21 protein-coding genes are annotated in these 23,639 nt (G+C 34.2%); 17 read left to right on the top strand and 4 right to left on the bottom strand.

What is annotated here, in order from left to right; genetic code table 11:
- Nucleotides 1-179 precede the first annotated feature (179 nt).
- From FLV_RS15460 to dusB, 14 genes are all read left to right on the top strand, one after another.
- Nucleotides 180-1,241, top strand: a complete 1,062-nt coding sequence (locus tag FLV_RS15460; RefSeq protein ID WP_243235107.1) for a beta-ketoacyl synthase N-terminal-like domain-containing protein — start codon at nt 180-182, stop codon at nt 1,239-1,241.
- Nucleotides 1,238-2,014: a polysaccharide deacetylase family protein gene (locus FLV_RS15455; RefSeq protein WP_243235106.1), complete on the top strand. Its 777-nt coding sequence runs from the start codon at nt 1,238-1,240 to the stop codon at nt 2,012-2,014. The genes FLV_RS15460 and FLV_RS15455 overlap by 4 nt, the downstream gene beginning before the upstream one ends.
- Nucleotides 2,004-2,636: an outer membrane lipoprotein carrier protein LolA gene (locus FLV_RS15450; protein ID WP_243235105.1), complete on the top strand. Its 633-nt coding sequence runs from the start codon at nt 2,004-2,006 to the stop codon at nt 2,634-2,636. The genes FLV_RS15455 and FLV_RS15450 overlap by 11 nt, the downstream gene beginning before the upstream one ends.
- Nucleotides 2,602-3,237 carry a hypothetical protein gene (locus tag FLV_RS15445; RefSeq protein WP_243235104.1) on the top strand — a complete coding sequence of 212 codons (636 nt, stop codon included), beginning with the start codon at nt 2,602-2,604 and terminating at the stop codon, nt 3,235-3,237. The genes FLV_RS15450 and FLV_RS15445 overlap by 35 nt, the downstream gene beginning before the upstream one ends.
- A 27-nt stretch (nt 3,238-3,264) precedes the next feature.
- A complete protein-coding gene (locus tag FLV_RS15440; protein WP_243235103.1) occupies nt 3,265-3,870 on the top strand; it encodes a porin family protein in 606 nt (201 codons plus the stop codon).
- Nucleotides 3,860-4,483 carry a porin family protein gene (locus FLV_RS15435; RefSeq protein ID WP_262916463.1) on the top strand — a complete coding sequence of 208 codons (624 nt, stop codon included), beginning with the start codon at nt 3,860-3,862 and terminating at the stop codon, nt 4,481-4,483. Before FLV_RS15440 ends, FLV_RS15435 begins: the two co-directional genes overlap by 11 nt.
- A 12-nt stretch (nt 4,484-4,495) precedes the next feature.
- The gene (locus FLV_RS15430) at nt 4,496-4,867 is read left to right on the top strand and encodes a 3-hydroxyacyl-ACP dehydratase (protein WP_243235101.1); all 372 of its coding nucleotides are present in this window, start codon (nt 4,496-4,498) and stop codon (nt 4,865-4,867) included.
- 2 nt (nt 4,868-4,869) lie between these two features.
- Complete coding sequence (locus tag FLV_RS15425) at nt 4,870-5,355, top strand: hypothetical protein (RefSeq protein ID WP_243235100.1); 486 nt, start codon at nt 4,870-4,872, stop codon at nt 5,353-5,355.
- Nucleotides 5,356-5,373: 18 nt separating this feature from the next.
- A complete protein-coding gene (locus FLV_RS15420) occupies nt 5,374-6,558 on the top strand; it encodes a DUF2062 domain-containing protein (RefSeq protein ID WP_243235099.1) in 1,185 nt (394 codons plus the stop codon).
- Between the two features lie 130 nt (nt 6,559-6,688).
- A complete protein-coding gene (locus FLV_RS15415) occupies nt 6,689-10,363 on the top strand; it encodes a 1-acyl-sn-glycerol-3-phosphate acyltransferase (RefSeq protein ID WP_243235098.1) in 3,675 nt (1,224 codons plus the stop codon).
- Between the two features lies 1 nt (nt 10,364).
- On the top strand, nt 10,365-11,879 hold the full coding sequence (locus FLV_RS15410; protein ID WP_243235097.1) for a phytoene desaturase family protein: 1,515 nt from the start codon (nt 10,365-10,367) through the stop codon (nt 11,877-11,879).
- A gap of 8 nt (nt 11,880-11,887) precedes the next feature.
- Nucleotides 11,888-13,555 (top strand): C45 family autoproteolytic acyltransferase/hydolase, encoded by a 1,668-nt coding sequence (locus tag FLV_RS15405; protein ID WP_243235096.1) that lies wholly within the window; start codon nt 11,888-11,890, stop codon nt 13,553-13,555.
- Nucleotides 13,552-14,847 carry a phenylacetate--CoA ligase family protein gene (locus FLV_RS15400; protein ID WP_243235095.1) on the top strand — a complete coding sequence of 432 codons (1,296 nt, stop codon included), beginning with the start codon at nt 13,552-13,554 and terminating at the stop codon, nt 14,845-14,847. The genes FLV_RS15405 and FLV_RS15400 overlap by 4 nt, the downstream gene beginning before the upstream one ends.
- 143 nt (nt 14,848-14,990) lie before the next feature.
- Nucleotides 14,991-15,983: a tRNA dihydrouridine synthase DusB gene (gene dusB / locus FLV_RS15395; RefSeq protein ID WP_243235093.1), complete on the top strand. Its 993-nt coding sequence runs from the start codon at nt 14,991-14,993 to the stop codon at nt 15,981-15,983.
- 58 nt (nt 15,984-16,041) lie between these two features.
- Here the strand turns inward: dusB and FLV_RS15390 are convergent, their stop codons facing one another.
- The 4 genes from FLV_RS15390 to rbfA all read right to left on the bottom strand — a co-directional run bounded on the left by FLV_RS15390 (nt 16,042) and on the right by rbfA (nt 19,901).
- Nucleotides 16,042-16,641, bottom strand: coding sequence for an N-acetylmuramoyl-L-alanine amidase (locus FLV_RS15390; RefSeq protein WP_243235085.1), 600 nt, complete (start codon nt 16,639-16,641; stop codon nt 16,042-16,044).
- Between the two features lie 67 nt (nt 16,642-16,708).
- Nucleotides 16,709-18,136 (bottom strand): MATE family efflux transporter, encoded by a 1,428-nt coding sequence (locus FLV_RS15385; RefSeq protein ID WP_243235083.1) that lies wholly within the window; start codon nt 18,134-18,136, stop codon nt 16,709-16,711.
- Nucleotides 18,137-18,307: 171 nt separating this feature from the next.
- On the bottom strand, nt 18,308-19,507 hold the full coding sequence (locus FLV_RS15380; protein ID WP_243235081.1) for an ABC transporter permease: 1,200 nt from the start codon (nt 19,505-19,507) through the stop codon (nt 18,308-18,310).
- A 1-nt stretch (nt 19,508) separates the two neighbouring features.
- Nucleotides 19,509-19,901: a 30S ribosome-binding factor RbfA gene (gene rbfA / locus FLV_RS15375; RefSeq protein ID WP_110346483.1), complete on the bottom strand. Its 393-nt coding sequence runs from the start codon at nt 19,899-19,901 to the stop codon at nt 19,509-19,511.
- A gap of 367 nt (nt 19,902-20,268) precedes the next feature.
- On the opposite strand from rbfA, the gene FLV_RS15370 reads away from it, so the two are divergent.
- The 3 genes from FLV_RS15370 to FLV_RS15360 are packed head-to-tail and all read left to right on the top strand — an operon-like array spanning nt 20,269 to nt 23,622.
- Nucleotides 20,269-21,705 (top strand): circularly permuted type 2 ATP-grasp protein, encoded by a 1,437-nt coding sequence (locus tag FLV_RS15370; RefSeq protein WP_243235079.1) that lies wholly within the window; start codon nt 20,269-20,271, stop codon nt 21,703-21,705.
- Nucleotides 21,706-21,731: 26 nt separating this feature from the next.
- Nucleotides 21,732-22,673, top strand: a complete 942-nt coding sequence (locus tag FLV_RS15365) for an alpha-E domain-containing protein (protein ID WP_243235077.1) — start codon at nt 21,732-21,734, stop codon at nt 22,671-22,673.
- Between the two features lie 4 nt (nt 22,674-22,677).
- Nucleotides 22,678-23,622 (top strand): transglutaminase family protein, encoded by a 945-nt coding sequence (locus tag FLV_RS15360; protein WP_243235075.1) that lies wholly within the window; start codon nt 22,678-22,680, stop codon nt 23,620-23,622.
- Nucleotides 23,623-23,639: the final 17 nt, after the last annotated feature.

Here is a 23,639-nt window from a genome sequence, read left to right as displayed (position 1 = left end):
AAAAACTAAAATACTTGTGACTTGAAGCCAGTAAGTCAGTCGGCAGACATTAAGCTTGGAATGCCAGAAAACTTAAATTTTAACCGCAAATTACTCAAATTCACACAAATTAATTCGCGAAAATTTGAGTAATTTGTGGTTAAAAAACTTTTTTACATATACCCTAAAAAAATCTTTAGATGAAAAAAACATATATAAATGGAGTAGGCTGTATTTCGACTCAAAAAACATTTGATACTGTTTTTTTAGAAGAAGCTGTTGTAAATCACGACCAAAATGTACTGGCTATTGTTGCGCCTGCTTACAAAGAATACATTTCGCCAGCTGCCAGTCGACGCATGGCAAAAGGTGTAAAAAACGGAATCGTGGCTTCGGCCTTAGCTATGAAAGATGCTAATGTTGAAAATCTCGATGCCATTATTACCGGAACCGGTTTAGGATGTATCGAAGATTCTGAAAAGTTCCTGAAAAGCATTTTAGATAATAAAGAAGAGTTCCTGACGCCAACTTCGTTCATTCAATCTACACACAATACAGTTGGTGCGCAAATTGCACTTTTACAGCAATGCAAAGGGTATAATTTTACGTACGTAAACGGAGCCGTTTCTTTTGAATCGGCACTTTTGGATGCTAAAATGCAGATTGAAGAAGACGAAGCCAATTCAATTTTAGTAGGCGGAGTTGATGAAAACGGTGATTATACCACTGCCCTTTTCAAATTAAACGGCCGAATTAAAGCAGATAATACAGCACCTTATACTATTTTAAATTCTAAAACAAGCGGAGCTGTTTATGGAGAAGGTGCCAGCTTTTTTGTTTTGGAAAACGAAAGAAAAGAAAATACATACGCTGAACTTCTGGATGTTGCAATCGTAAATACACTGAAAGAAAATGAAATTGAAGCCGAAATTAAATCGTTTCTAAAATCGAATAATTTAGAAATTTCAGATATCGACGCTTTGGTTTTAGGCTTTGACGGAAATGTTTCTTTCGAAAATTATTATGCAACTCTTGCTGAAAATGCTTTCGACCAAACGCCTGTTTTATATTACAAACATTTGAGCGGAGAATATGACACGGCTTCGGCTTTTGCTTTTTGGATGGCTTCTAAAATTTTGAAAACACAAGAAATCCCGGAAATTATAAAAGTGAATTCGGTTGTAAAACCAGCTTATAAAACCATTTTATTGTACAATCAATTAAACGGAAAAAATCATAGTTTTACGTTACTTTCAAAATGATAACGCATAAAAACATATCGCTGTTTTTTATCTTTTTATTACTTGTATTGCTTCTTCTGAATCTTTATGTCGCAATTCATTTTCTTTGGTTTGCTGCCATAATTTTAATTTGGATCGGAATAAATGCTTTTGGTTCTGCACGAATTTCTTCTAATTATCACGTAAAAGCGTTCTGCAATAATCCATCGGAAACAGAGAAAAAAATTGCGCTGACATTTGATGATGGTCCGGGCATTTATACTTTGGAAGTTTTAGCTCTTCTGAAAAAATACAATGCCAAAGCAACTTTTTTCTGCATCGGAAAAAACATTGAAAAGCATCCTGAAATCATTCAGCAAATTATTGAAGAAGGTCATTTGGTTGGAAATCATTCCTATTCACATTCTACCTTTTTTGATTTTTATAATGCTGCAACAATAACAGAAGAAATCCAAAAAACAGATAAATTGCTGGAGAAATTCACTTCAAAAAAAATCAACTTTTTCCGTCCGCCTTATGGAGTTACAACACCATCTATAGGAAGAGCTTTAAAATTTACAAAACATAAAGTTATCGGGTGGAATATTCGTTCGCTTGACGGAGGAACAAAAAATGTGGAATTGATTTTGAACCGAATTAAAAAGCGGGTTTCTCCCGGCGGAATTGTACTTTTGCACGATACTGCTCCGCACTCTGTTTTGGTATTGGAACAGTTTTTGCAATTTTTACAGCAAAATAATTATGAAGTGGTTTCGATTGAAGAACTTTTGAATCTTAAAGCTTATGCAAACTAAAATATATTTATTCTTATTTCTAATTCTCAGCGGTTTCAGTTTATCGGCCCAGGAACAAAAAATGACTGCTGCTGAAATCGCACAATTTAAAGAAGAAGTAAATGTTGTCGCCAAAAAAATCAAAACTTTAAGTACAGATTTTGTTCAGTACAAACATTTGGATTTTTTATCGAAAGACATTGAAACTTCAGGAAAAATGTTTTTTAAAGAACCTGCACTATTGTCCTGGCAATATAAAAAACCATACAATTACACTATAGTCTTCAAAAACGGAAAAATCCTGATTAATGACGAAGGAAAGAAAAGTGCCGTTGATATTGGAAACAGTAAAATCTTTGCAAGAATCAATAAATTAATTATTGGAAGCGTAAGCGGAAATATGTTTGATGACGCAGCATTCACAATTTCCTATTTTAAATTAAAAGGTCAAAATCTCGCGAAGTTTATCCCGAAAGATGCCACGCTGAAAAAATATATCAAACAAATCGAACTGACTTTCGATAAGGAAGAAGCAACTGTTGTTCAGGTAAAATTATTAGAATCATCTGAAGATTATACCCGAATTGTACTTAAAAATAAAGTGATCAATGCAAAAATCGACGATTCAGTTTTTTCTAATTAATTGCTTGCTCGCAATTGTTTTAATTTCCTGTGGCTCGGTCACTAAAAATTATACGCCCAAAAAATTAGACAAAACCTCGATTGAAGTACCTTACTTTTCTGATTCAAAAACCGATTATGTGTATAAAACCAACATAAGCGTTTACGGAAATGAATTGTCGGGAATTTTCATCGCAAAAAAAATAAATGATACTATACACCGAGTTGTTTTTACTACGGAATTCGGCAATAAATTAATGGATTTTGAAATTTCTGAAACCAGTTTTAAAGTCAATTCAATAGTTTCAGAACTCGATCGAAAAATCCTGATCAATACTCTGAAAGAAGATTTTCGACTGCTTCTTAAAAATAAATATTTGATTCAGGAACAATTCGAAAACGAAGAATATAACATTTATAAATCGGCAGACGGTAAACATGACAACTATCTTTTTTTATCAAAAAAAGATCAAAAATTAGAAAAAATCTTACGTTCTTCTAAAACAAAAAATAAATTAACAATTACTTTTACTTTAGAAAACGATATTTTTGCTAAAAAAGTCGTCATTTTACATCAAAACATCAAATTAAAAATTGAGCTAAATTATTTTAAATCAGAGTAAAAATCAATTAACTAAAATCAGATATACATGAAAAAAGTAACCTTAATTGCATTTGTTTTAATTATTGGCCTTGCAACATCACAAGCACAGGTAAAAGTGAGTCCTGGAATTCGAGGCGGTTTAAACGTTTCAAACATAACCAATTTTGACAGTGACCCTAAATCAGATTTTTATGCCGGAGGTTTTGTAGCGATAAAATTCAATAAATATTTCACACTTCAGCCTGAACTTACCTATACCAGACAAGGTGCAAAAGTTCGTGAATTTGAAATTGACGGACCCGGATCGCGTACCGCAAATTACGATTTAAATTACATATCAATTGGTGCTGTTGCTAAATTTCATTTTGGCGGAGGAGGATTTCATATATTAGGCGGGCCTTCATTGGATATTAAAACAGATGACAGTTTTCCTGAATACAATTATTATAATCCTGTTGGAACCGACCTTTCTATTATTGGAGGTGTTGGATATTCTTTACCTAACGGATTAACTTTTGAAGCACGATTTAAACAAGGTTTAATTGATATTTACGGATACGATGGCATTGATAACGATGACTATAGTTATGACGATGTTTTCTTAAACACGGTTTTTCAGCTAGGTATTAGTTATACTTTTGATGTTAAATAAATTGAGGTATCCTAGTTTATTACTTGTAGTTATAACTTTTTTTGTGTTGCAACAAACACAGGGTCAGGTTACTTTTAAGCCGGGTTTAAGAGGTGGTTTTTCATTTTCAACTATTTCAGAAATGCATGCCAGCTATAAAACCGACTTTTATGTTGGTGGTTTTGGAGAAATTAATTTAACGAAACGTTACGCATTGCAGCCAGAAATAAGTTATATCAGGCAAGGATCTGATAATGTGGCAAGAAATTATTATGAATCGAATGTAGAAAGAGTCGAGTATCGTGATTTACAATTAGGCTATTTATCTTTTGCTGTTATCAATAAATTTACATTTGGACCCGGAATTCAAATACAATTTGGACCGGCTTTGGATGTTCTGGTAAATAATAATCTAGCCAAAAGAGAAACATATAATGATTTAGCCTTTATTACCGGTATTGCATATCGTCTGCCATCAGGCTTGACCTTTGAAGCCCGATTTAAAAAAGGAGCTTTGGATATATTAGACAGTGATTACTATTATAATGAACGAAACGATCATTATTTATTTGGAAATTATAATACAAATGTCAATTTTCAACTTGGGCTTTCTTATTCTTTTGGAGGAAAATAAATTATAAAATATATGGTTTTAAAAGACTTTTACAAAATTCTTTCAGAAGAAAAAATATCAGATTCTAAATATACTATTACGATTTTGATCAATGAAAAACATGAAGTTTTCAAAGGTCATTTTCCGGGAAATCCCATTATGCCGGGTGTTTGCATGATCCAGATTATTAAAGAGTTGACGGAGAAAATCACACAGCAGACTTTGATGATTCAGACACTTTCAAATGTAAAGTTTATGGCGCTCATAAACCCTGAAAATACTCCGGAATTGCGTCTGGAACTTGATATCGCAACAACTGAAGATAATTTGACTAAAGTAAAAAACACTACTTATTTTAATGACACCGTTGCTTTGAAACTGAGCAATGTGTATAAAAAGATATAATTATGAAACTGCTGTTAACATTACTTTTATGGATCAATTTTGCAGGCAATCCGGATTTGGCTGCTATTAGAAAAATGTATGCTGATGTTACAAAATCTGAAAATAATGCCAAAGAATTTTCAGAGAAACTGGCGGGTGTTTCTGCAAATGATGATAAAATTTTTGTGGCCTACAAAGCCGCATCAATTTTATTGGATTCGAAGTTTGAAAAAAAACTGGGCGAAAAAATGGAACGTTTCAAAGAAGGAGCAAAATTGCTTGAATCGACTATAAAAAGCGAACCAAATAACATTGAAATCCGATTGATCCGATTGAGCATTCAGGAAAATGTTCCCGGAATTACCGGCTACAAAAAAAATATCAAGGAAGACAAAAAATTCCTGACTGAACATTATGCCGCGCAAAACGCTGCCTTAAAAGAATACCTAAAAAACTTTATTTTACAGTCTAAAAGTTTCTCTGATAAAGAGAGACAATTTGTGAAGTAAGCGAAAGCAAAACTCCAAATGAAACCTATTTTATCGCAGCATGATCTGCCTGATTCTATTTCTTTCTGCGTTATTGTCCCAACATACAATAACCGGAAAACGCTAAAAAAAGTACTGGATTCTGTTTTAGATTTCACTCCAAATATTATTGTCGTTAATGATGGTTCGACTGATGAAACTTTCGACATTTTAAAACAATATCCGCAGCTTACACAGATTCATCATCCTAAAAATTTAGGAAAAGGACGAGCCCTCAGAAACGGATTTCGAAAAGCAATCGAAATGAAATTCGAATATGCCATCACAATCGATTCTGACGGACAGCATTTCGCATCTGACATTCCGGGTTTCATTTCCGCCATTCAGGAAGAACCCAATTCACTGCTGATTGGAAGCCGAAATATGACACAGGAAAATGTGCCGAAAAAAAGCAGTTTTGGAAATAAATTTTCGAATTTCTGGTTTAAGTTCGAAACCGGAATCAAACTTGAAGATACACAATCCGGTTTCAGATTATATCCGTTGCAGTTGCTTCCGAAACAATTTTACACCAATAAATTTGAGTTTGAAATTGAAGTTATTGTCCGCGCTGCGTGGAAAGGAATTGTGGTAAAAAATATTCCGATTCAGGTTTTGTACGATCCTGCAGAGCGTGTTTCGCATTTTCGTCCGTTTCGTGATTTTACCCGAATCAGTATTTTAAATACCGTTTTGGTAACTAATGCTTTGCTTTACATTAAACCGAGAGATTTTTTCAGAAGAGCAAAAAAAAAAGGTATAAAGAAATTCTTTCTTGAAGATATTTTAGAAAGCAAGGATTCTAATTTTAAAAAAGCTGCTGCAATTGCGCTTGGTATTTTTATCGGGCTTTCTCCTTTTTGGGGTTTTCAGACCATTTTGCTTTTTACTTTCGCAGCCTTATTCAGACTCAACAAAGTCATTGCTTATCTGACTTCAAATGTGAGTTTTCCCCCTTTCATTCCTTTTATTATTTATGCTTCACTTCAGGTAGGAAGCATTTTTGTTTCCGGCGACGTACCTTTAATTTTGGATAGTTCAGTTACACTCGACGATATTCAAAAAAATGCTGCACAATATATCGTAGGAAGTCTTATTTTAGCATCCGTTTCTGCGCTAACAGTTGGTTTTGTGAGTTATTTACTTTTGACTGCTTTTAGTTCCAAAAACAAAACAAATATTTAAAAAGTTTTGCCACAGATTTAAAGAATTAACACAAATTAATTCGCAAAAATTAGTGTAATTCGTGGCAAACAGACACAGGTAAGAAATTATTTTAATCCTTTAAATCTGTGGTAAAAAAAATAAAAAAACAATGCATCAATACTTATATGCCATTCATTTATTTGTAAACCGAAGAAAATCACTTTCGGTTTTTTTGGCAGTACTGATGCTTTTTATTTTCGGGTTTTTTGCTTCTCAAATCAAATTTGAAGAAGACATAACCAAATTAATTCCTACCAACGACAAAGCTGATGTTACGGCAAAAGTCTTAAAACAATTAAATTTCGCAGATAAGACTACTGTTATTTTCAAACTCGAAAAAGATGGTTCTGAAGAAGATTTAAAAGAAATGGCAACTGCTTTTTCAGACAGTGTTTCTCAATCCTGTAAACCCTACATTACCGGAATTCAGGGGAAAATTGACGAAGAAAATATTCAGGAAACAATTGATTTTGTTTACAATAATCTGCCGCTTTTTCTAGAAGACAAAGATTATAAAACGATTCAGAACAAACTGCAGAAAGACAGTATTGCAGCAACTGTTCAGGGAAATTATAAATCCATTATTTCGCCTTCGGGATTTGTAACAAAAGATTTTATACTTCAGGATCCGCTTGGGATTTCGTTTATCGCTTTAAAAAAATTACAGCAATTAAATATTGGTGATGATTTTACGCTGGACAATGGTTTTGTGATGACCAAAGACAAAAAAAAATTACTGCTTTTTATTACCTCAGATATTTCATCGAGCGAAACCGAAAAAAACACTCTTTTTGTCGAAAAACTAAAATCGATTCAGGAAAATTTAAATCAGCAGTTTAAAGGAAAAACTTCTGTCAGTTATTTTGGATCGGCGTTGATTGCCGTTGCCAATGCCACACAAATCAAAAGCGATATTGTCCTAACGACAACAATTGCGATGATTACGTTAATGCTGATTTTAATTTTATTCTACCGAAAAATATTAATCCCGCTGATTATTTTTATCCCGACAGTATTTGGCGGGTTATTTGCCGTTGCCTTTTTATATTTCGTAAAAGAACAGATTTCAGCCATTTCACTCGGAATCGGATCTATTTTATTAGGAATCACAATTGATTATTCACTGCACATTCTCACACATTACAAACATAACAGCGATATCAAAACACTGTATAAAGACATTACGATGCCGGTGATTATGAGCAGTTCGACTACAGCCGTTGCTTTTTTATGTCTGCTTTTTGTAAAATCTGATGCACTGAATGACCTCGGAATTTTCGCTGCCGTAATTGTTATGGCATCCGCATTTTTCTCACTTTTGATTGTCCCTCATTTATACAAACCAAAAGAAAATAATTTTGAGCATAAGAAAAATGTGATCGATAAACTGGCCCATTTCTCCTTTCACAACAATAAATTCTTAATCGGATTTTGTGTTTTGATTACCATTGTCTGCTTTTTTACCTATAATGATGTTGGTTTCAATAACGATTTGTCGCAGTTAAATTTTGTTCCGAAGGAAATCAAAGCTGCCGAAAAACAACTGGAAGAAAGCACGAGCCTGACTTCAAAAACCATTTATGTGGCTTCCTACGGAAAAAGTATGGAAGAAGTTTTGCAGCACAACAGTCAGCTTTTTGCCGATTTATCTGCAGCAAAACAACAAAATAAAATATTGAATTTCAGTTCTGTGGGCGGAATTATGCTTTCGCAGAAGAAGCAGCTTCAAAAAATTAAAAAATGGAATTCGTTTTGGAATGCCGATAAAAAACAGCTTTTACAATCACAATTAATTGCCGAAGGTTCCAAACTTGGGTTTAAGCCAACCACATACAATCTTTTTTTCGATCATTTAAATTTTGATTTCAAACCCATTTCTGCTAATGATTATTTAAAAATTCAGGCGTTGCAGCTGAAAGAATTTGTAACCGAAAAAAATGATTTTTACACGATTTCAACTTTGGTAAAAGTTTCACCGGAACAGCGGGATACTTTTGTGAAATCGGCTTCCGCCAAAGAAAATCTGATTGCAATCGACCGTCAGCAAATGAATGAAACCTTTTTCAGCACTTTGAAAACCGATTTTAATTCACTTGTCAATTACTCCTTTGTAGCCGTTATTTTAATTCTGTTTTTCTTTTTCAGAAGAATCGAATTGGTAATTGTCAGCTGTATTCCGATTGCTTTAACCGGAATTGTTACAGCAGGGATTATGGGCATTTTTGGCATTCAGATGAATATTTTCAGCATGATTGTCTGCACGTTGATTTTTGGTCATGGAGTTGATTTCAGTATTTTCATGACAAGCGCACTTCAAAAAGAATATACTACCGGAAAAAATGAAATTGCGATTTACAGAACATCCATAATTTTAGCTGTAATCACGACAATTTTAGGAATCGGCGCCATGATCTTTGCGAAGCATCCTGCGCTGACTTCTATTTCTTCGGTTTCTTTAATAGGTGTTTTTGCCGCATTGATTATCACCTTCATCTTCTACCCGATTCTTTTCAAACTGTTTATATCAAACCGTTCAAAAAACGGAAATGCACCTTTTGGATTACGCAGTTTTATAAACGGTACATTTTCCTTTTTCTACTACGGACTTGGCGGTGTTTTAATGTCGCTATATTGTTTGCTTATTATGCCGATTCTTCCAATAAAGGAAAAATCCAAAATGAGCGGATTCCGTTTTGTGATTTCAAAATTTATGAAATCAGTTTTGTATTCCAATCCGTTTGTTGAGAAAAAAGTAATCAATAACTTTAATGAAAATTTCGAAAAACCTGCCATAATTATAGCCAATCATGCATCATTTTTAGACACTCTGACAATAGGAATGCTAAATCCAAAAGTTATTTATTTAGTAAATGATTGGGTGTACAACTCCCTGTTTTTTGGCCCAATTGTTAAAAAAGCTGGTTTTTATCCTGTTTCAAAAGGACTTGAAAACGGCGTTGAGCATTTGCGCCAAAAAGCAAAAGAAGGGTATTCGATAATCATTTTTCCTGAAGGAACGCGTTCTGAAAGCAATCAGATTAAGCGTTTTCACAAAGGTGCTTTCTATCTTGCGGAAGAATTGAATTTAGACATTCTTCCAATTCTAATTCATGGTGTTTCGGAAGTCTTGCCAAAAGGCGATTTTATAATTTACGATGGCAGTATTACGGTTTCTGTTTTAGAAAGAATAACTCCTGAAAATGATTCTTTTGGAAAAAATTATGCCGAAAGAACCAAACAAATCAGCAGCTTCTTCAAAACTGAATTCAGCAAAATCCGTCAGGAAATCGAAGGTCCGGATTATTTCAAAAAAATGCTGATTCATAGTTACGATTATAAGGAAATTGAAATCATAAAAAGTGTAAAACAAAATCTAAAAACGCACCTTAAAACCTATTATCACTTAAACGGACACATTTCGGCGAAAGCCAAAATATTACATTTAGGTAATGATTACGGGCAATTAGACGTTTTACTGACTTTGCAGGAGCCACAGCGAAAAATTCATTCGTACATTTTTGATGAAGAAAAAAGAGCCGTTGCCAAAACCAATTACATCGCTAAAAAAAGAAAAGTATCGTATCCGGACCAATTAGAATCAACAGCTGAAAATCAATATGATGTTGTATTAATTTCGGATGAAAACTTTAACGATTTTTCGAAAATCACTACGGCTTCTTCTATAATTTTAGTTGGTTGTTCTCTTTTTAAAAACACAGTTATCAGCTTTGGTTTTGATTGTGTTTTAGAAGAAAATAACATCATCATTTTAAAGAAAAATTAAAATGAAAGAGCAATACGACATAGTAATTGTAGGCAGCGGTTTGGGCGGATTGGTTTCTGCTATTATTCTGGCCAAAGAAGGCTACAGCGTTTGCGTGCTCGAAAAGAACAATCAGTACGGTGGAAATTTGCAGACTTTTGTTCGTGATAAAACGATTTTTGATACCGGAATTCATTACATCGGAGGTTTAGGCGAAGGTCAGAACCTGTATCAGTATTTTAAATATCTTGGAATTATTAATAAACTAAACCTGAAACAATTAGACGAAAATGCTTTTGATATTATTTCTTTTGAAGACGATAATAACGAGTACCCGCATGCGCAGGGCTATGATAATTTTGTTCGCCAGTTAGAAAAATACTTTCCCGAAGAAAAAGCAAATATTGAAAAATACTGTCAAAATTTAAAAGCAGTCTGCGATTCTTTTCCGCTCTATAATTTAGAATGGGAAGGGAAATATGACGATGAGATTTTAACGCTGAATGCTAAAAAAACGATTGATTCATTTACCCAAAATGAAAAACTAAAAGCCGTTCTGGCAGGTTCGAATTTTCTATACGCAGGTCTTCCGGATAAGTCTCCATTTTATGTTCATGCGCTAATTGTAAATTCGTATATAGAAAGTTCATGGCGCTGTATCAACGGTGGAAGCCAGATTACCAAACAGCTGTTGAAACAGCTTAAAAAATACAGCGGCGAATTCTACAAACATAAAGAAGTCATCAATTTCGAAGTCGAAAATCACAAAGTAAATTCGGTTAAAATAAAAGACGGAACACAGGTTTCCGGAAAGCTTTTTATTTCGAATATTGAACCGAAAACGACTTTGAAAATGGCCGGTGAAGAAAATTTCAGAAAACCTTTTTTCAGCCGGATACAAAATCTGGAAGGCGTTCTTTCAGCTTTTAGTCTGTATCTGGTTTTTAAGCCGGAGACTTTCAAATACATCAACCATAATTACTATCATTTTAAGAATAGCAGCGAAGTATGGACAGCACATGAATACGATGAAAATTCCTGGCCAAAAATGTATATGGCTTCTATGAATGCTTCACAAGAAAATGAAATCTGGGCAGACGGAATGACTTTTATTACGTACATGAAATTTAACGATGTTCTGCCCTGGACAAATACATTTAATACAACTGTCGAAAAAAATGACCGTGGTGAAAGTTATGAAGAATTCAAAGCCAGAAAAACAGCAAAATTTTTAGATGAAATCGAAATAAAATTTCCAGGAATCAGAGACTGTATTCAGTCTGTTCATACTTCAAGCCCACTCTCGTACCGTGATTATATTGGCGGTGATAAAGGCAATATGTATGGTTACGTTAAAGATTCCAACAATCCGATGAAAACGTTGATTCCGTCAAAAACCAAATTAGAAAATTTGTATCTCACTGGCCAAAGCATCAGCATGCACGGTGTTCTGGGCGTTACAATTGGAGCGGTTGTAACTTGTTCTGAAATTGTTGGGAAAGAATATTTGATTAACAAAATTAACCAGACTGAATAAATTGAATTATGAAAAACCGAATTACACATCTTTTTCTTATCGGTTTTTTAGGAATGTTGGCTTCCTGTGGTACTTCAAAATCAAAAAAACATCTGCCTGACATTTCAAATTATAATGCTGTAAAACCTGTTATAACAAAACTTTCTGACAGCTCTTTTATTTCAGGGAATAATTCACTTTCAAAAAACAAACAGGGTCTTTGGGAATTATATGTCGAAGGCGATCCGTTGGAAATTGGACTTACAACCGGAGCATTGTCAGATTCACTTTTGCAAAAACAGCAACGCATTTTTTTCTCTAAAATAACAGATCTTGTCCCTTCAAAATTTCAGCAGAAAATGTTACGCCATTTTTTGAGCTGGTTCAACCGAAAATTATATCTGAATGTTCCTGAAGAATATCAGACAGAAATTTACGGAATTTCACAATATACTTCGCATGAATTTGACAACATCGCACCTCAATATCAGCGTGGTTTGTACCTGCATGCGGCGCACGACATTGGGCACGCTTTACAGGATTTGGCATTGGTTGGATGTTCGTCTTTTGCTGCATGGAATGAAAAATCTGAGGACGGAAATTTAATTCTCGGACGCAATTTTGATTTTTATGTGAATGACGCTTTCGCAGAAAATAAAATCATTGCTTTTGTACAACCTGAAAAAGGACACAATTTTATGATGGTTTCCTGGCCCGGAATGATTGGCGCCGTTTCCGGAATGAATCAGCAGGGTTTGACAGTAACTATAAATGCTTCGAAATCTAAAATACCGCTGATTGCCAAAACACCTATTTCGATTCTGACCCGTGAAATTTTACAACACGCTCAAAATATTGAGGAAGCGATCGCCATTGCCAAAAAAAGAAAAGTATTTGTTTCAGAATCTATAATGGTAGGAAGCGCTCAGGACAATAAAGCGGTTTTGATTGAAGTTTCTCCAAAAAAAATGGATGTTTATGATATGCCAAATACCAGTCAGTTAATTTGCTCCAATCATTTTCAGGGAGATGCTTTTAAAAATGATAAACGAAATCAGGAACAAATTGTAAACAGTCATTCTGAATACCGATTTGAAAGAATGCAGGAACTTTTATCCGAAAATAAAAAGATCAATCCGCAGATTGCTTCTGAAATTCTCAGAAACAAAGAGGGGTTAAATAATATTCCTTTAGGGTTTGGAAATGAAAAATCGCTGAATCAGTTAATGGCGCATCACGGAATTATTTTTAAACCAAAAGAAAAATTAGTCTGGGTTTCGGCAAATCCGTATCAATTAGGGGAATTTGTCTGTTACAATTTAGATTCTGTTTTTAATGGCAAAAAGTCGAATGTCGAAATTTCATTCGAACAGGAAAATTTAAATATTGCCAAAGATCCTTTTATAAAAACGGAAGCTTTTCAAAACTATAAAAAGTTTAAAGCTGAAGATCATCAAATGGATTTGTATCTGAAAAAAAAGGAAATAATTTCAGCAGAATTCATTCAGAATTATCAATCCTTGAACCCGGATTATTGGGTTGTGTATTATAAAACAGGATTGTACTTTTACCAAACAAAAGAATTTCTGCAGGCTCAGATTCATTTTAAAAAAGCACTGACCAAAGAAATTACTACCGCTCCTGAAAAAGCAGAAATTGAAAAATATTTAAAAAAACTCAAAAGAAAATTACAATGATTCCAGCGATAGAAAAAAATTCTTTAGAGGAAATTAAAATTTTTCAGGAACAAAAATTAGCTGACCTTTTAGCTTATATCAGCGAGAATTCTCCATTTTATAAAAGACTTTTCGCCGGACAAAATATTGATATTTCAAAAGTGAAAACACTCGAAGATTTACAATTTTTACCAGTAACTACAAAAGAAGATTTACAGCAATATAACGATGATTTTTTGTGTGTACCACAGTATAAAATTATCGATTATGCCTCTACATCAGGAACTTTAGGCGATCCGGTAACTTTTGGTTTAACCGATTCTGATTTAGACCGATTGGCTTATAATGAAGCCATTTCATTTGCCTGTGCAGGAATTGCAGAGGGCGATGTTGTACAATTAATGACTACAATTGACAGAAAATTTATGGCCGGTCTGGCTTATTTTTTGGGTCTGAGAAAATTGAAAGTCGGTGTTATCCGCATTGGAGCCGGAATTCCGGAAATGCAGTGGGATTCGATTTTAAAATACAATCCGAGTTATTTGATTACCGTTCCTTCTTTCCTTTTGAAATTAATTGAATATGCGGAAATTCACGGAATAGATTATAATAATTCGAGCATAAAAGGAGCTATTTGCATCGGAGAATCTTTGAGAGAACAGGATTTTTCAATGAATATTCTATCGAAAAAAATTACGGATAAATGGAATATTAAGTTATTTTCGACTTATGCTTCCACCGAAATGAGCACTGCTTTTACAGAATGTGAACACGGTCAGGGCGGGCATCATCATCCGGAATTGATTATTGTTGAAGTTCTGGATGAAAACAATATCCCGGTTAAAAATGGCGAAACCGGCGAACTGACTTTTACAACTTTAGGAATTGAAGCCATGCCATTATTGCGTTTTAAAACCGGAGATATTGTACAGTTACACGAAGAACCTTGCGCCTGCGGGAGAAACACGTCTCGTGTCGGACCAGTTGTCGGCCGTAAAAAGCAAATGATAAAATATAAAGGAACGACACTTTATCCACCAGCGATGAATGATGTTTTGAGCAGTTTTGATAACATCGAAAATCATTTAATTGAAATTTCAACCAACGATTTAGGTACCGATGAAATCCTGATAAAAATTGCTGTTAAAAATCAAACTCCGGAATTTCTTCAGGAAATCAAAGACCACTTCAGAGCCAAACTGAGAGTGACGCCAAAAATAGAATTCGCCTCAAAAGAAACTTTAAACCCTTTAGTTTTTAACCCAATGAGCCGAAAACCCATTCGATTTTTTGATTATAGAACTTCATTCTAAGTTGCTAAGATACTGAGATTCTAAGCTTCTGAGTTTTTCTTTTTAAAATTAAACAAGTATAAAAACTCAGAACCTTAACATCTTAGAAACTCAGAATCTTTTTAATTGAACTAAATGTTGTAATTTTGCAAAAAATATTGAAGATGGTCAAGATTGGCAACATAGAATTACCCGAATTTCCTTTATTACTCGCACCGATGGAAGATGTTAGTGATCCGCCGTTTCGCAGATTATGCAAAACACACGGCGCTGACATGATGTATTCTGAATTTATTTCATCGGAAGGATTGATTCGTGATGCTATAAAAAGCCGCATGAAACTGGATATTTTTGATTACGAACGTCCTGTTGGAATTCAGATTTTTGGTGGTGATGAAGAAGCGATGGCACTTTCGTCTAAAATTGTTTCTACGGTAAAACCGGATTTGGTTGATATTAATTTTGGATGTCCGGTAAAAAAAGTAGTTTGTAAAGGTGCAGGAGCCGGAGTTTTGAAAGATGTTGATTTAATGGTTCGTTTAACGAAAGCCGTGATCAGAAGTACTGATTTGCCTGTTACGGTAAAAACACGTTTGGGCTGGGATGATAGCTCCATCAATATTGATGAAGTGGCAGAAAGACTTCAGGATATTGGTGTTCAGGCTTTAACAATTCACGCCAGAACCCGTGCCCAAATGTACAAAGGCCACTCTGACTGGTCACATATTGCACGTGTAAAAAACAACCCAAGAATTACAATGCCTATTTTTGGAAACGGTGATATCGACAGTCCCGAAAAAGCATTACAATATAAAAATGAATACGGAATTGACGGCATCATGATTGGCCGTGCTGCAATTGGTTATCCTTGGATTTTTAATGAAATCAAACATTTCTTTAAAACCGGAGAACACTTGCCTGCTCCAACGGTTATTGATCGTGTTGAAGCTGCCAGAAACCATTTGCAATGGTCAATGGACTGGAAAGGCGAACGTCTTGGAATTGTAGAAATGCGCCGTCATTATACCAATTATTTCAAAGGAATTCATTCGTTTAAAGAATTCAAACAAAAATTAGTTACCACAGACGAACCTGAAAATTTATTCGCCATTATGAAAGAAATTGAACAGGTTTATGCCGGATATGAGTTTGTTTAAAATAAAAAAAGACCTTCATTTGAAAATTTGAAGGTCTTTTTCTTTTAAAGAATATCTTTTATTTAATGGCTTCTAATATTTTTTCAGCAATTTCATTTTGTCCCTTTTCGCTGGTAATATATTTTCTGTCTTTTTCATTGCTAAGATATCCCAATTCCAGAGTCATTGCAGGACAATCGGACTTTTTTAAAATAAAGAAATTAGCTTCGGCAACTTTCCCTTTGGATAAATTTTCAGCAGTTATTTTTTCCAATACAGTTTCAGCACTTTTTTTTGACTGATTATAAAATTTAGCATCTGAAGAAATGTAAGCTTCAACTCCATTTTTACTAAAATCCTTAGAAGCGTTAATATGCAATGAAATCACTAAATTCGGATTTAATTTATTGATAATTGAAACTCTTTCATCTAATTCCATAAAATTATCACCTTCCCGAAGCAGAACAATTTCCAGATTTTCATTCTTATTCTGACTTTTAATCTTTTTAGCAATTGTTTCAACAATTATTTTTTCCTGTGATCCTGCCAACGTTGCTCCAAAATCAGATCCGCCATGAGCAGCATCAATAACAATTATCTTTTTTTCTATTGATGTAAAAGCAAATAGTCCAAATAATACAATGCTTAAAACTACTGAAATTTTAATTCTGGTTTTCATAAAAATATCTTTTTGGTTATTTAAATCCAACGAAAATATTTAAGAAATATTGCACAAAATAAACATTTTAAACCTCAATACGTTTCCACTTTCCTCTTTTATAAAAGAAAATTCCAGCCAACGTTATGGCAGTTTCTGCAACCGGAATGGCAATAAAAACTCCGGTTGGTCCCATATTAAAATGTTTTGCCAATACATAAGCAAGCGGAATCTGGAACAGCCAGAATCCGAAGAAATTAATTCCGGTTGGTGTCCAGGTATCTCCTGCCCCGTTGAAGGTATTAATCAAAACCATTCCGATTCCGTAAAAAATAAATCCGATGCTCATGGTACGCAATGCTTCAGCAGCAATTGTTTTGACCATTTGATCATTCGTAAAAAAAGAGATAATATAGTTGCCAAAAACTAATGTAATAATCATAATTGAAGCCATGAAAATCACGTTGTATTTTGCTGTTGTAAAAACCGATTTTTCAGCACGTTCGATTTGTTTGGCTCCTAAATTCTGTCCGACTAAAGTTGCCGCTGCATTACTCAATCCCCAGGCAGGAAGGATAAAAAACATCATAATCCGAAGTGCGGTCTGATAACCTGCCGACCCATGATCTCCTCCGGTTGTAGCTACCAATTTTGCCAGGAAAATCCAACTGCAGGATGCGATTACAAATTGTAAAATTCCCGGAGCTGCAATTTTTACCAAAGCTTTTATTTGTGTAAAATCCGGAGCGAAATAGGAGATCTTGATTTTTAAAATTCCATTCCCAAAAAATAAATGATAGATCTGATACAGAACTCCAATACTTCTTCCGCATGTTGTGGCTAATGCAGCTCCAACCAATCCAAAAGCCGGAATTGGTCCGAAACCGTTAATTAAAATCGGACATAAAATAATGTTGCAGATATTGGCAATCCAAAGGCTTTTCATAGCAATAGCTGCATTTCCCGCACCACGAAAAATTCCGTTTATCAGGAACAAAAGCATAATGCATAAACTGGAACCAATCATGATTTGGGTAAATCTGAAACCGTGTTCGGCCGATTCTACAGACGATCCCATAAGTATAAGAATGTCTTTTGCATACATAATTCCAAAAATGCTCAATACACTATTAAGTGCAAAAGCAATAATAATCGCCTGCATTCCGGCTTTTGCAGCAGCAACCGGATCTTTCTCTCCAATACGTCTGGCCACAACTGCTGTCGCTGCCATGCTCATTCCAATAGCAAGAGAATATATAATTGTCAAAACTGATTCGGTTAAACCAACAGTCTGAATCGCAAAACTGCTATGTTCCAAATGCCCTACGAAATACAAATCGACTAATGCAAAAACCGACTCCATCATCATTTCCAAAACCATTGGAATGGCTAACAGGATTACTGCTTTTTTAATGCTTCCGGATGTGTAATCAAATGATTCGTCGCCTTTCAGCGCTTGTTTTAATGTGGTAAAAATTTTAGAAAATAGACTTTTCTTTATAATTGTTTCTGTCATGATATTTTAGGATAAATGATAAAATTGATCCAGATGTATTAATCTGAACTGAAAAGTAAAAACGTAAGTATCCTAATTATTCTAAAAATAAAATAGGATTAGGCAGAAACAATCATATGCTGTAGAATTTTTGAGGCGGTAAATATAAGTAATATTTTTTAGGAAGAAATACTAATCCAACAGCTTTTTACTTACACGGCTGCTGGCAATTAAGGAAGCCACAAACCCAAGAATAACAATTGTGGTCATAACGATAAGTACATTTTCGAATGAGAAAACAACAGGATAGGCCAAAGTTGGCGTAATCATAATCAGTTCGTATTGCTGTTGCAGGAATACTAAAATCATACCCAGAATGAGACCGATTATTCCTCCAAATACGCTTAATAATGTTCCCTGCAATAAAAATATTTTTCGCAGATGATTGATTTCAGTACCTAGATTAAAAAGGGTTTTTAAGTTTCCTTTCTTTTCTAAAATCATCATAATTAAAGCTCCAACCAAATTAAAAAGTGCTACAATTATAACCAGCGTAAAAATCAGGTAGACAACAATATTTTCTGTGTTGAGCATTTTGTATAAGGACTCATTAAGCTGGGCTCTGTTTTTTAGCGTAATTTTATTTTTGAAAATCATCTGGAGTTGAGAACGTATCGCTTTCTCATCAGCATTTGGTTTCAGTTTCAATTCGATACCGGAAATCTGATTCGGCTTGTACATCAATAATTCCTGCGTCAAGCCTAAATCAGCAAATACATATTTAGAATCGAGTTCTTCACTTATCGAATAAATTCCAACAGGAAGAACATCTGTTTTATTAAACGCTTCTTCGGGATTTTCGATTGCACCTTTTCCGGGTTTTGGTGCAAATACCTGCAACGGATTTTCGAAGTCCAGAATTCCCATCGAAAAATCCTGTGAAATTCCGTAACCAATAACTACCTGATAAGAATCCGGCTTGAGCCATTGACCGTTAAAAAGTTTTTTTTTGATATTGTTGACAACAGGATAAAGGCTGTCAACACCTTTTAAATAGGTAACCTGCTGTTTGTCTTTAAACAAAAACAAAACACGCTCTTCGATAATTTTGGTATATGAAGCAACTCCTTCTATATTTTTAATTTGATTTTCCTGAGCAGGTGTAATCAAAAATGACTTTCCGTAGGTGCTGGTAAATTTTAAATCGGGATCAATTTCATTCGTGAATGAAAGACTGAAAACTTTCAATCCGCTAAAAACGGATAAAACCACAAACAAAGCCATGGTACCAACAATAATTCCGAGACTGGCAATTAAATTGATGATATTGATTGCGTTATTTTTACTGATGCTAAAAAGATAACGTTTGGCTATGTAAAGAGGGAAATTCAATTTACGATTTTCTTCTTTTTTCTAAAAGATCACGGTTTTCAATTGGGTTTTCTCTGTTTGATAAGGCGTTATCAATTTTTTCGATATAATCTAAAGAGTCATCGATAAAAAACACCAAATTGGGTACACGACGCAATTGCAAACGTACACGCTGAGATAAATCATGTTTTATTAAAGTTGAATTCGATTTTATTCCTTCTAAAGTTTCTTTTGCTTTCTCTTGCGGAAAAATGCTTAAATATACTGTCGCCACAGATAAATCTGTAGTAACACTTACTTTGGATACCGAAATTACTAAATTATTAATTCCGTTTTTTCTCACTTCACCCTGCAAAATATCAACCAAATCTTTTTGGATGACACCGCCTATTTTTTTCTGTCTGTTTGTTTCCATAGTGCAAAAATACTATTTTTAAATTCAATCGTTGCAATTTCATATTCAACAATCAAATGATTTTTACACTATTAATAACGCTTTCATCAAATTTCTACTATTTAATTCTAATATTAAAATCTTTTATTTCTGTTTAAAAAGTACTCAAATCCTCTGAAATGGTTTTTTAAGAATATCAAATCTCAAAAAAACACAGCCTTTAAAAAGAAGATTTTCAAAATTAAAACCTCAAAAAAAGAATCCGCTATAAATTATAAAATTCACATAAAAAACACAATTAATCATCTTTAAAAGTTGTAATTTGGATTAAAAAAGTAAATAATTTTTACAAAAATACTTAAAACAGTATTTATTTAATAATTCAAGTATGGCGAAATTAACACCAAGTTTAAATCACAGTGGCTGGGATGAAATGTTTTCGAATAAAGGTGTAAGAGATTCTTATCGTCAGGTATTTGAAACCTTGCAGAGCCTAAATCACAAAACACTGACCAATAAACAAAAACAGGCTTCGGATTTATTTATGAATCAAGGCATCACTTTTACGGTTTACAGTGATGATGATAACGGAATTGAACGGATTTTTCCTTTTGACATTATTCCGAGAATCATCACACAGGAAGACTGGCTGGAAGTAGAATCGGGAATCAAGCAGCGTTTATTGGCATTAAATTTATTTTTGGAAGACATTTATAACGAGCAAAATATTGTAAAAGACGGAATTATCCCGGCAGGATTAATTGCTTCATGCCCGCATTACATTCAGGAAGTTCAGGGTATAAAAGTACCTCATAATATCCATGTGCACATTGCCGGAATCGATTTGATCAGGGGAGCAAAAGGAGAATTTTATGTACTGGAAGACAATTTACGCTGCCCGAGCGGAGTGAGTTATATGCTGGAAAACCGTGAAATTACCAAACGAATTTTTCCGGATATGCTTTCATCAAATCATGTGAGTATGGTAAGCAATTATCCGATGATTTTTCACAGTATTTTGGTTTCATTATCCCCAAGAAATGTATCAAATCCAAATGTAGTTTTACTGACACCGGGCGTTTATAATTCGGCCTATTACGAACATACCTATCTCGCACGTCAAATGGGAATCCCATTAGTAGAAGGACGTGATCTGGTCGTTAACAATAGTAAAGTGTACATGAAAACTACTTCGGGATTACAACAAGTTGATGTCATTTACAGACGTCTGGATGATGAATATCTCGATCCTTTGGTTTTTAAACCAGACAGTGCGCTCGGTGTTCCGGGATTAATCAGCGCTTATCGTCAGGGAAATGTAGCCTTGGTTAATGCTGTTGGAAATGGTGTTGCCGATGACAAAGCCGTTTATGCTTATGTCCCGGATATGATTAAATATTATATGAACGAAGAACCAATTCTGAAAAATGTTCCGACATATCGAATGGAAAATTTAGATGAACGCGAGCATGTTTTTGCCAACATGGAAAATATGGTTATCAAAGAAACCAACCAAAGTGGCGGCTACGGAATGATTATGGGCAACAAAGCCTCACAGGAAGAAATTGATGAAGCTAAAATTGCCATTACCAATAATCCCCGAAATTTTATTGCCCAGCCTATTATTCAGCTTAGTACGGTTCCGTGTCTGATTGGCGGACAGCTTAAATTGCGTCATGTTGATTTAAGACCTTATGCTTTATGCGGACCAAAAGGGGTTCAGATTGTTCCCGGCGGATTGACTCGTGTTGCCTTAACCGAAGGTTCATTGGTAGTAAATTCTTCTCAGGGGGGCGGAAGTAAAGACACCTGGATTATTAAATAAATTATAACCATTCAAAAATAAAAGATATGCTTAGTAGAGTTGCAGATGGAATGTTTTGGCTTAACCGATATATGGAAAGAACCGACGGAATGTTGCTTACCCTTAACACTTCTTATATTTTATCATTTGATAAAGAAATTAATGATTCGCAGGGTTATAAACCCCTTTTAGAATATTATACAAGTCTCTCAAATGCCAAAATTCATTCGATACAATATGACACTCCTTATGTTTTAAAATACATTATTTGTGACAATCAAAATGAAAATTCGGTAAAAAATTTAGTGGTAAAAGCACGCGAAAATGCCAGAGGTTCTCAGGATAAAATTACCAAAGAATTATGGGAGCACATTAATTCGATGTATCATTTTGTGAATTCACCGGATTTGCCCAAAAAGTTAGAGACCTCAGATGCCTTAAATGTAATTACCAAACTCAACAAAGATTTACTGCTTTATAACGGAATTCTTCAGGTTACAATGCCACGAGGTTTAGGCTGGTGTTTTTCGAGTATTGGCAAACATATTGAAAGATGCCTGCAAACCATATCGATGACTCAGGCGTATTTTGCACCTATCAATTACAATCTCGAAGGCGAAGAAGATTTAATGTATTGGCGACGTTTATTATTATCTCTTTCCGGTTATGAATTATATCTAAAAAGTTACAGCAACATTTCGCATAATCGAAAAGTGGTCCATCAGGTAATTTTTAATATGGATTTTGCGCATTCTGTAATCTACACCCTGGATTTTATTAATACTTACTTAGATTGTTTATTTAAAGACACCAATTTAAGCGAGGCCCGAACATTAATGAATCAGTTTGGCCGTTTAAAAAGTTATATTGAATTTACAGATTATCAACATTTAACCAATCAGGAATTAGAAGATGTTTTGCGAAATACCAAAAACCAGTTAGTTCAATTTTCAACCGATTTTTCAAAATTATTCTTTTCTTATACCTAATTATATGGCGCTTTTTAAAATAGTTCACCTCACAAAATACCAATACAATTATCCTATAAAAGAAAGTATTAACGAAATACGCTTATTTCCCCATCATTTTGAAAATCAGGAAGTATTGCAATATCAGCTTTTAATTACGCATGCGCCAAATGTTGACGTTTCTCAGGATTATTACGGAAACCGGGTAGGTAATTTTAATGTTTTAGACAGTCATACCGAAATGACTATCGAATCCCGAATGTTGGTTCGGGTAAATCATTCGCTTAAAATTCCTGAAATAGATTCCACTTACGTGAAAGACATTCAAATCGAAAAAGAAAAAAGTATTTTATTATTACGTTTGTGTTATATTGATAAAATCGAAAAACAAACAGAGATAGAAAACATCCTGAAAGAAATAAATATTGAAAACAAATCAATAATTGAAATTGCCCAACAATGCAACACCTATGTTTTTGAAAATTTTACCTATACCAAAGGAATTACCAATATTGAAACTACGGTTGACGAAATTTTAACCCTTAAAAAAGGGGTCTGTCAGGATTTTGCTCATATTTTATTGCATCTTTTACGCACGGTTGGTATTCCATCACGCTATGTTAGCGGCTATATTTGTCCAAACGAAAGTGGTCTTCGCGGCGAAGGAGCAACTCATGCATGGATTGAAATTTATACGCCAACTCAGGGCTGGTTAGGTTTAGATCCTACCAATAACATTTGGACAATGGACAATCATGTACGCCTTTCAGTAGGAAGAAATTTTAGTGACTGTACACCAATAAAAGGAACATTTAAAGGTTTAGCAAAACAAACCCTGTCGGTTTGTGTTTCTATAGGATATGAAGATGGCAGACAATTTGAAGAAATTAACGATGTACAATTACAAGAGGTTTCATCAAAAGTTCAGGAACAATTAAATTATATGGATCAGTTACAACAGCAGCAATGATAATTTCAATATCAAAA

Source organism: Flavobacterium pectinovorum, from assembly GCF_022802975.1.
GTDB lineage: Bacteria > Bacteroidota > Bacteroidia > Flavobacteriales > Flavobacteriaceae > Flavobacterium > Flavobacterium pectinovorum_B.
The sequence above is the reverse complement of the archived record's forward strand: the minus strand, read 5'-3'. Positions and strand labels throughout refer to the sequence as shown.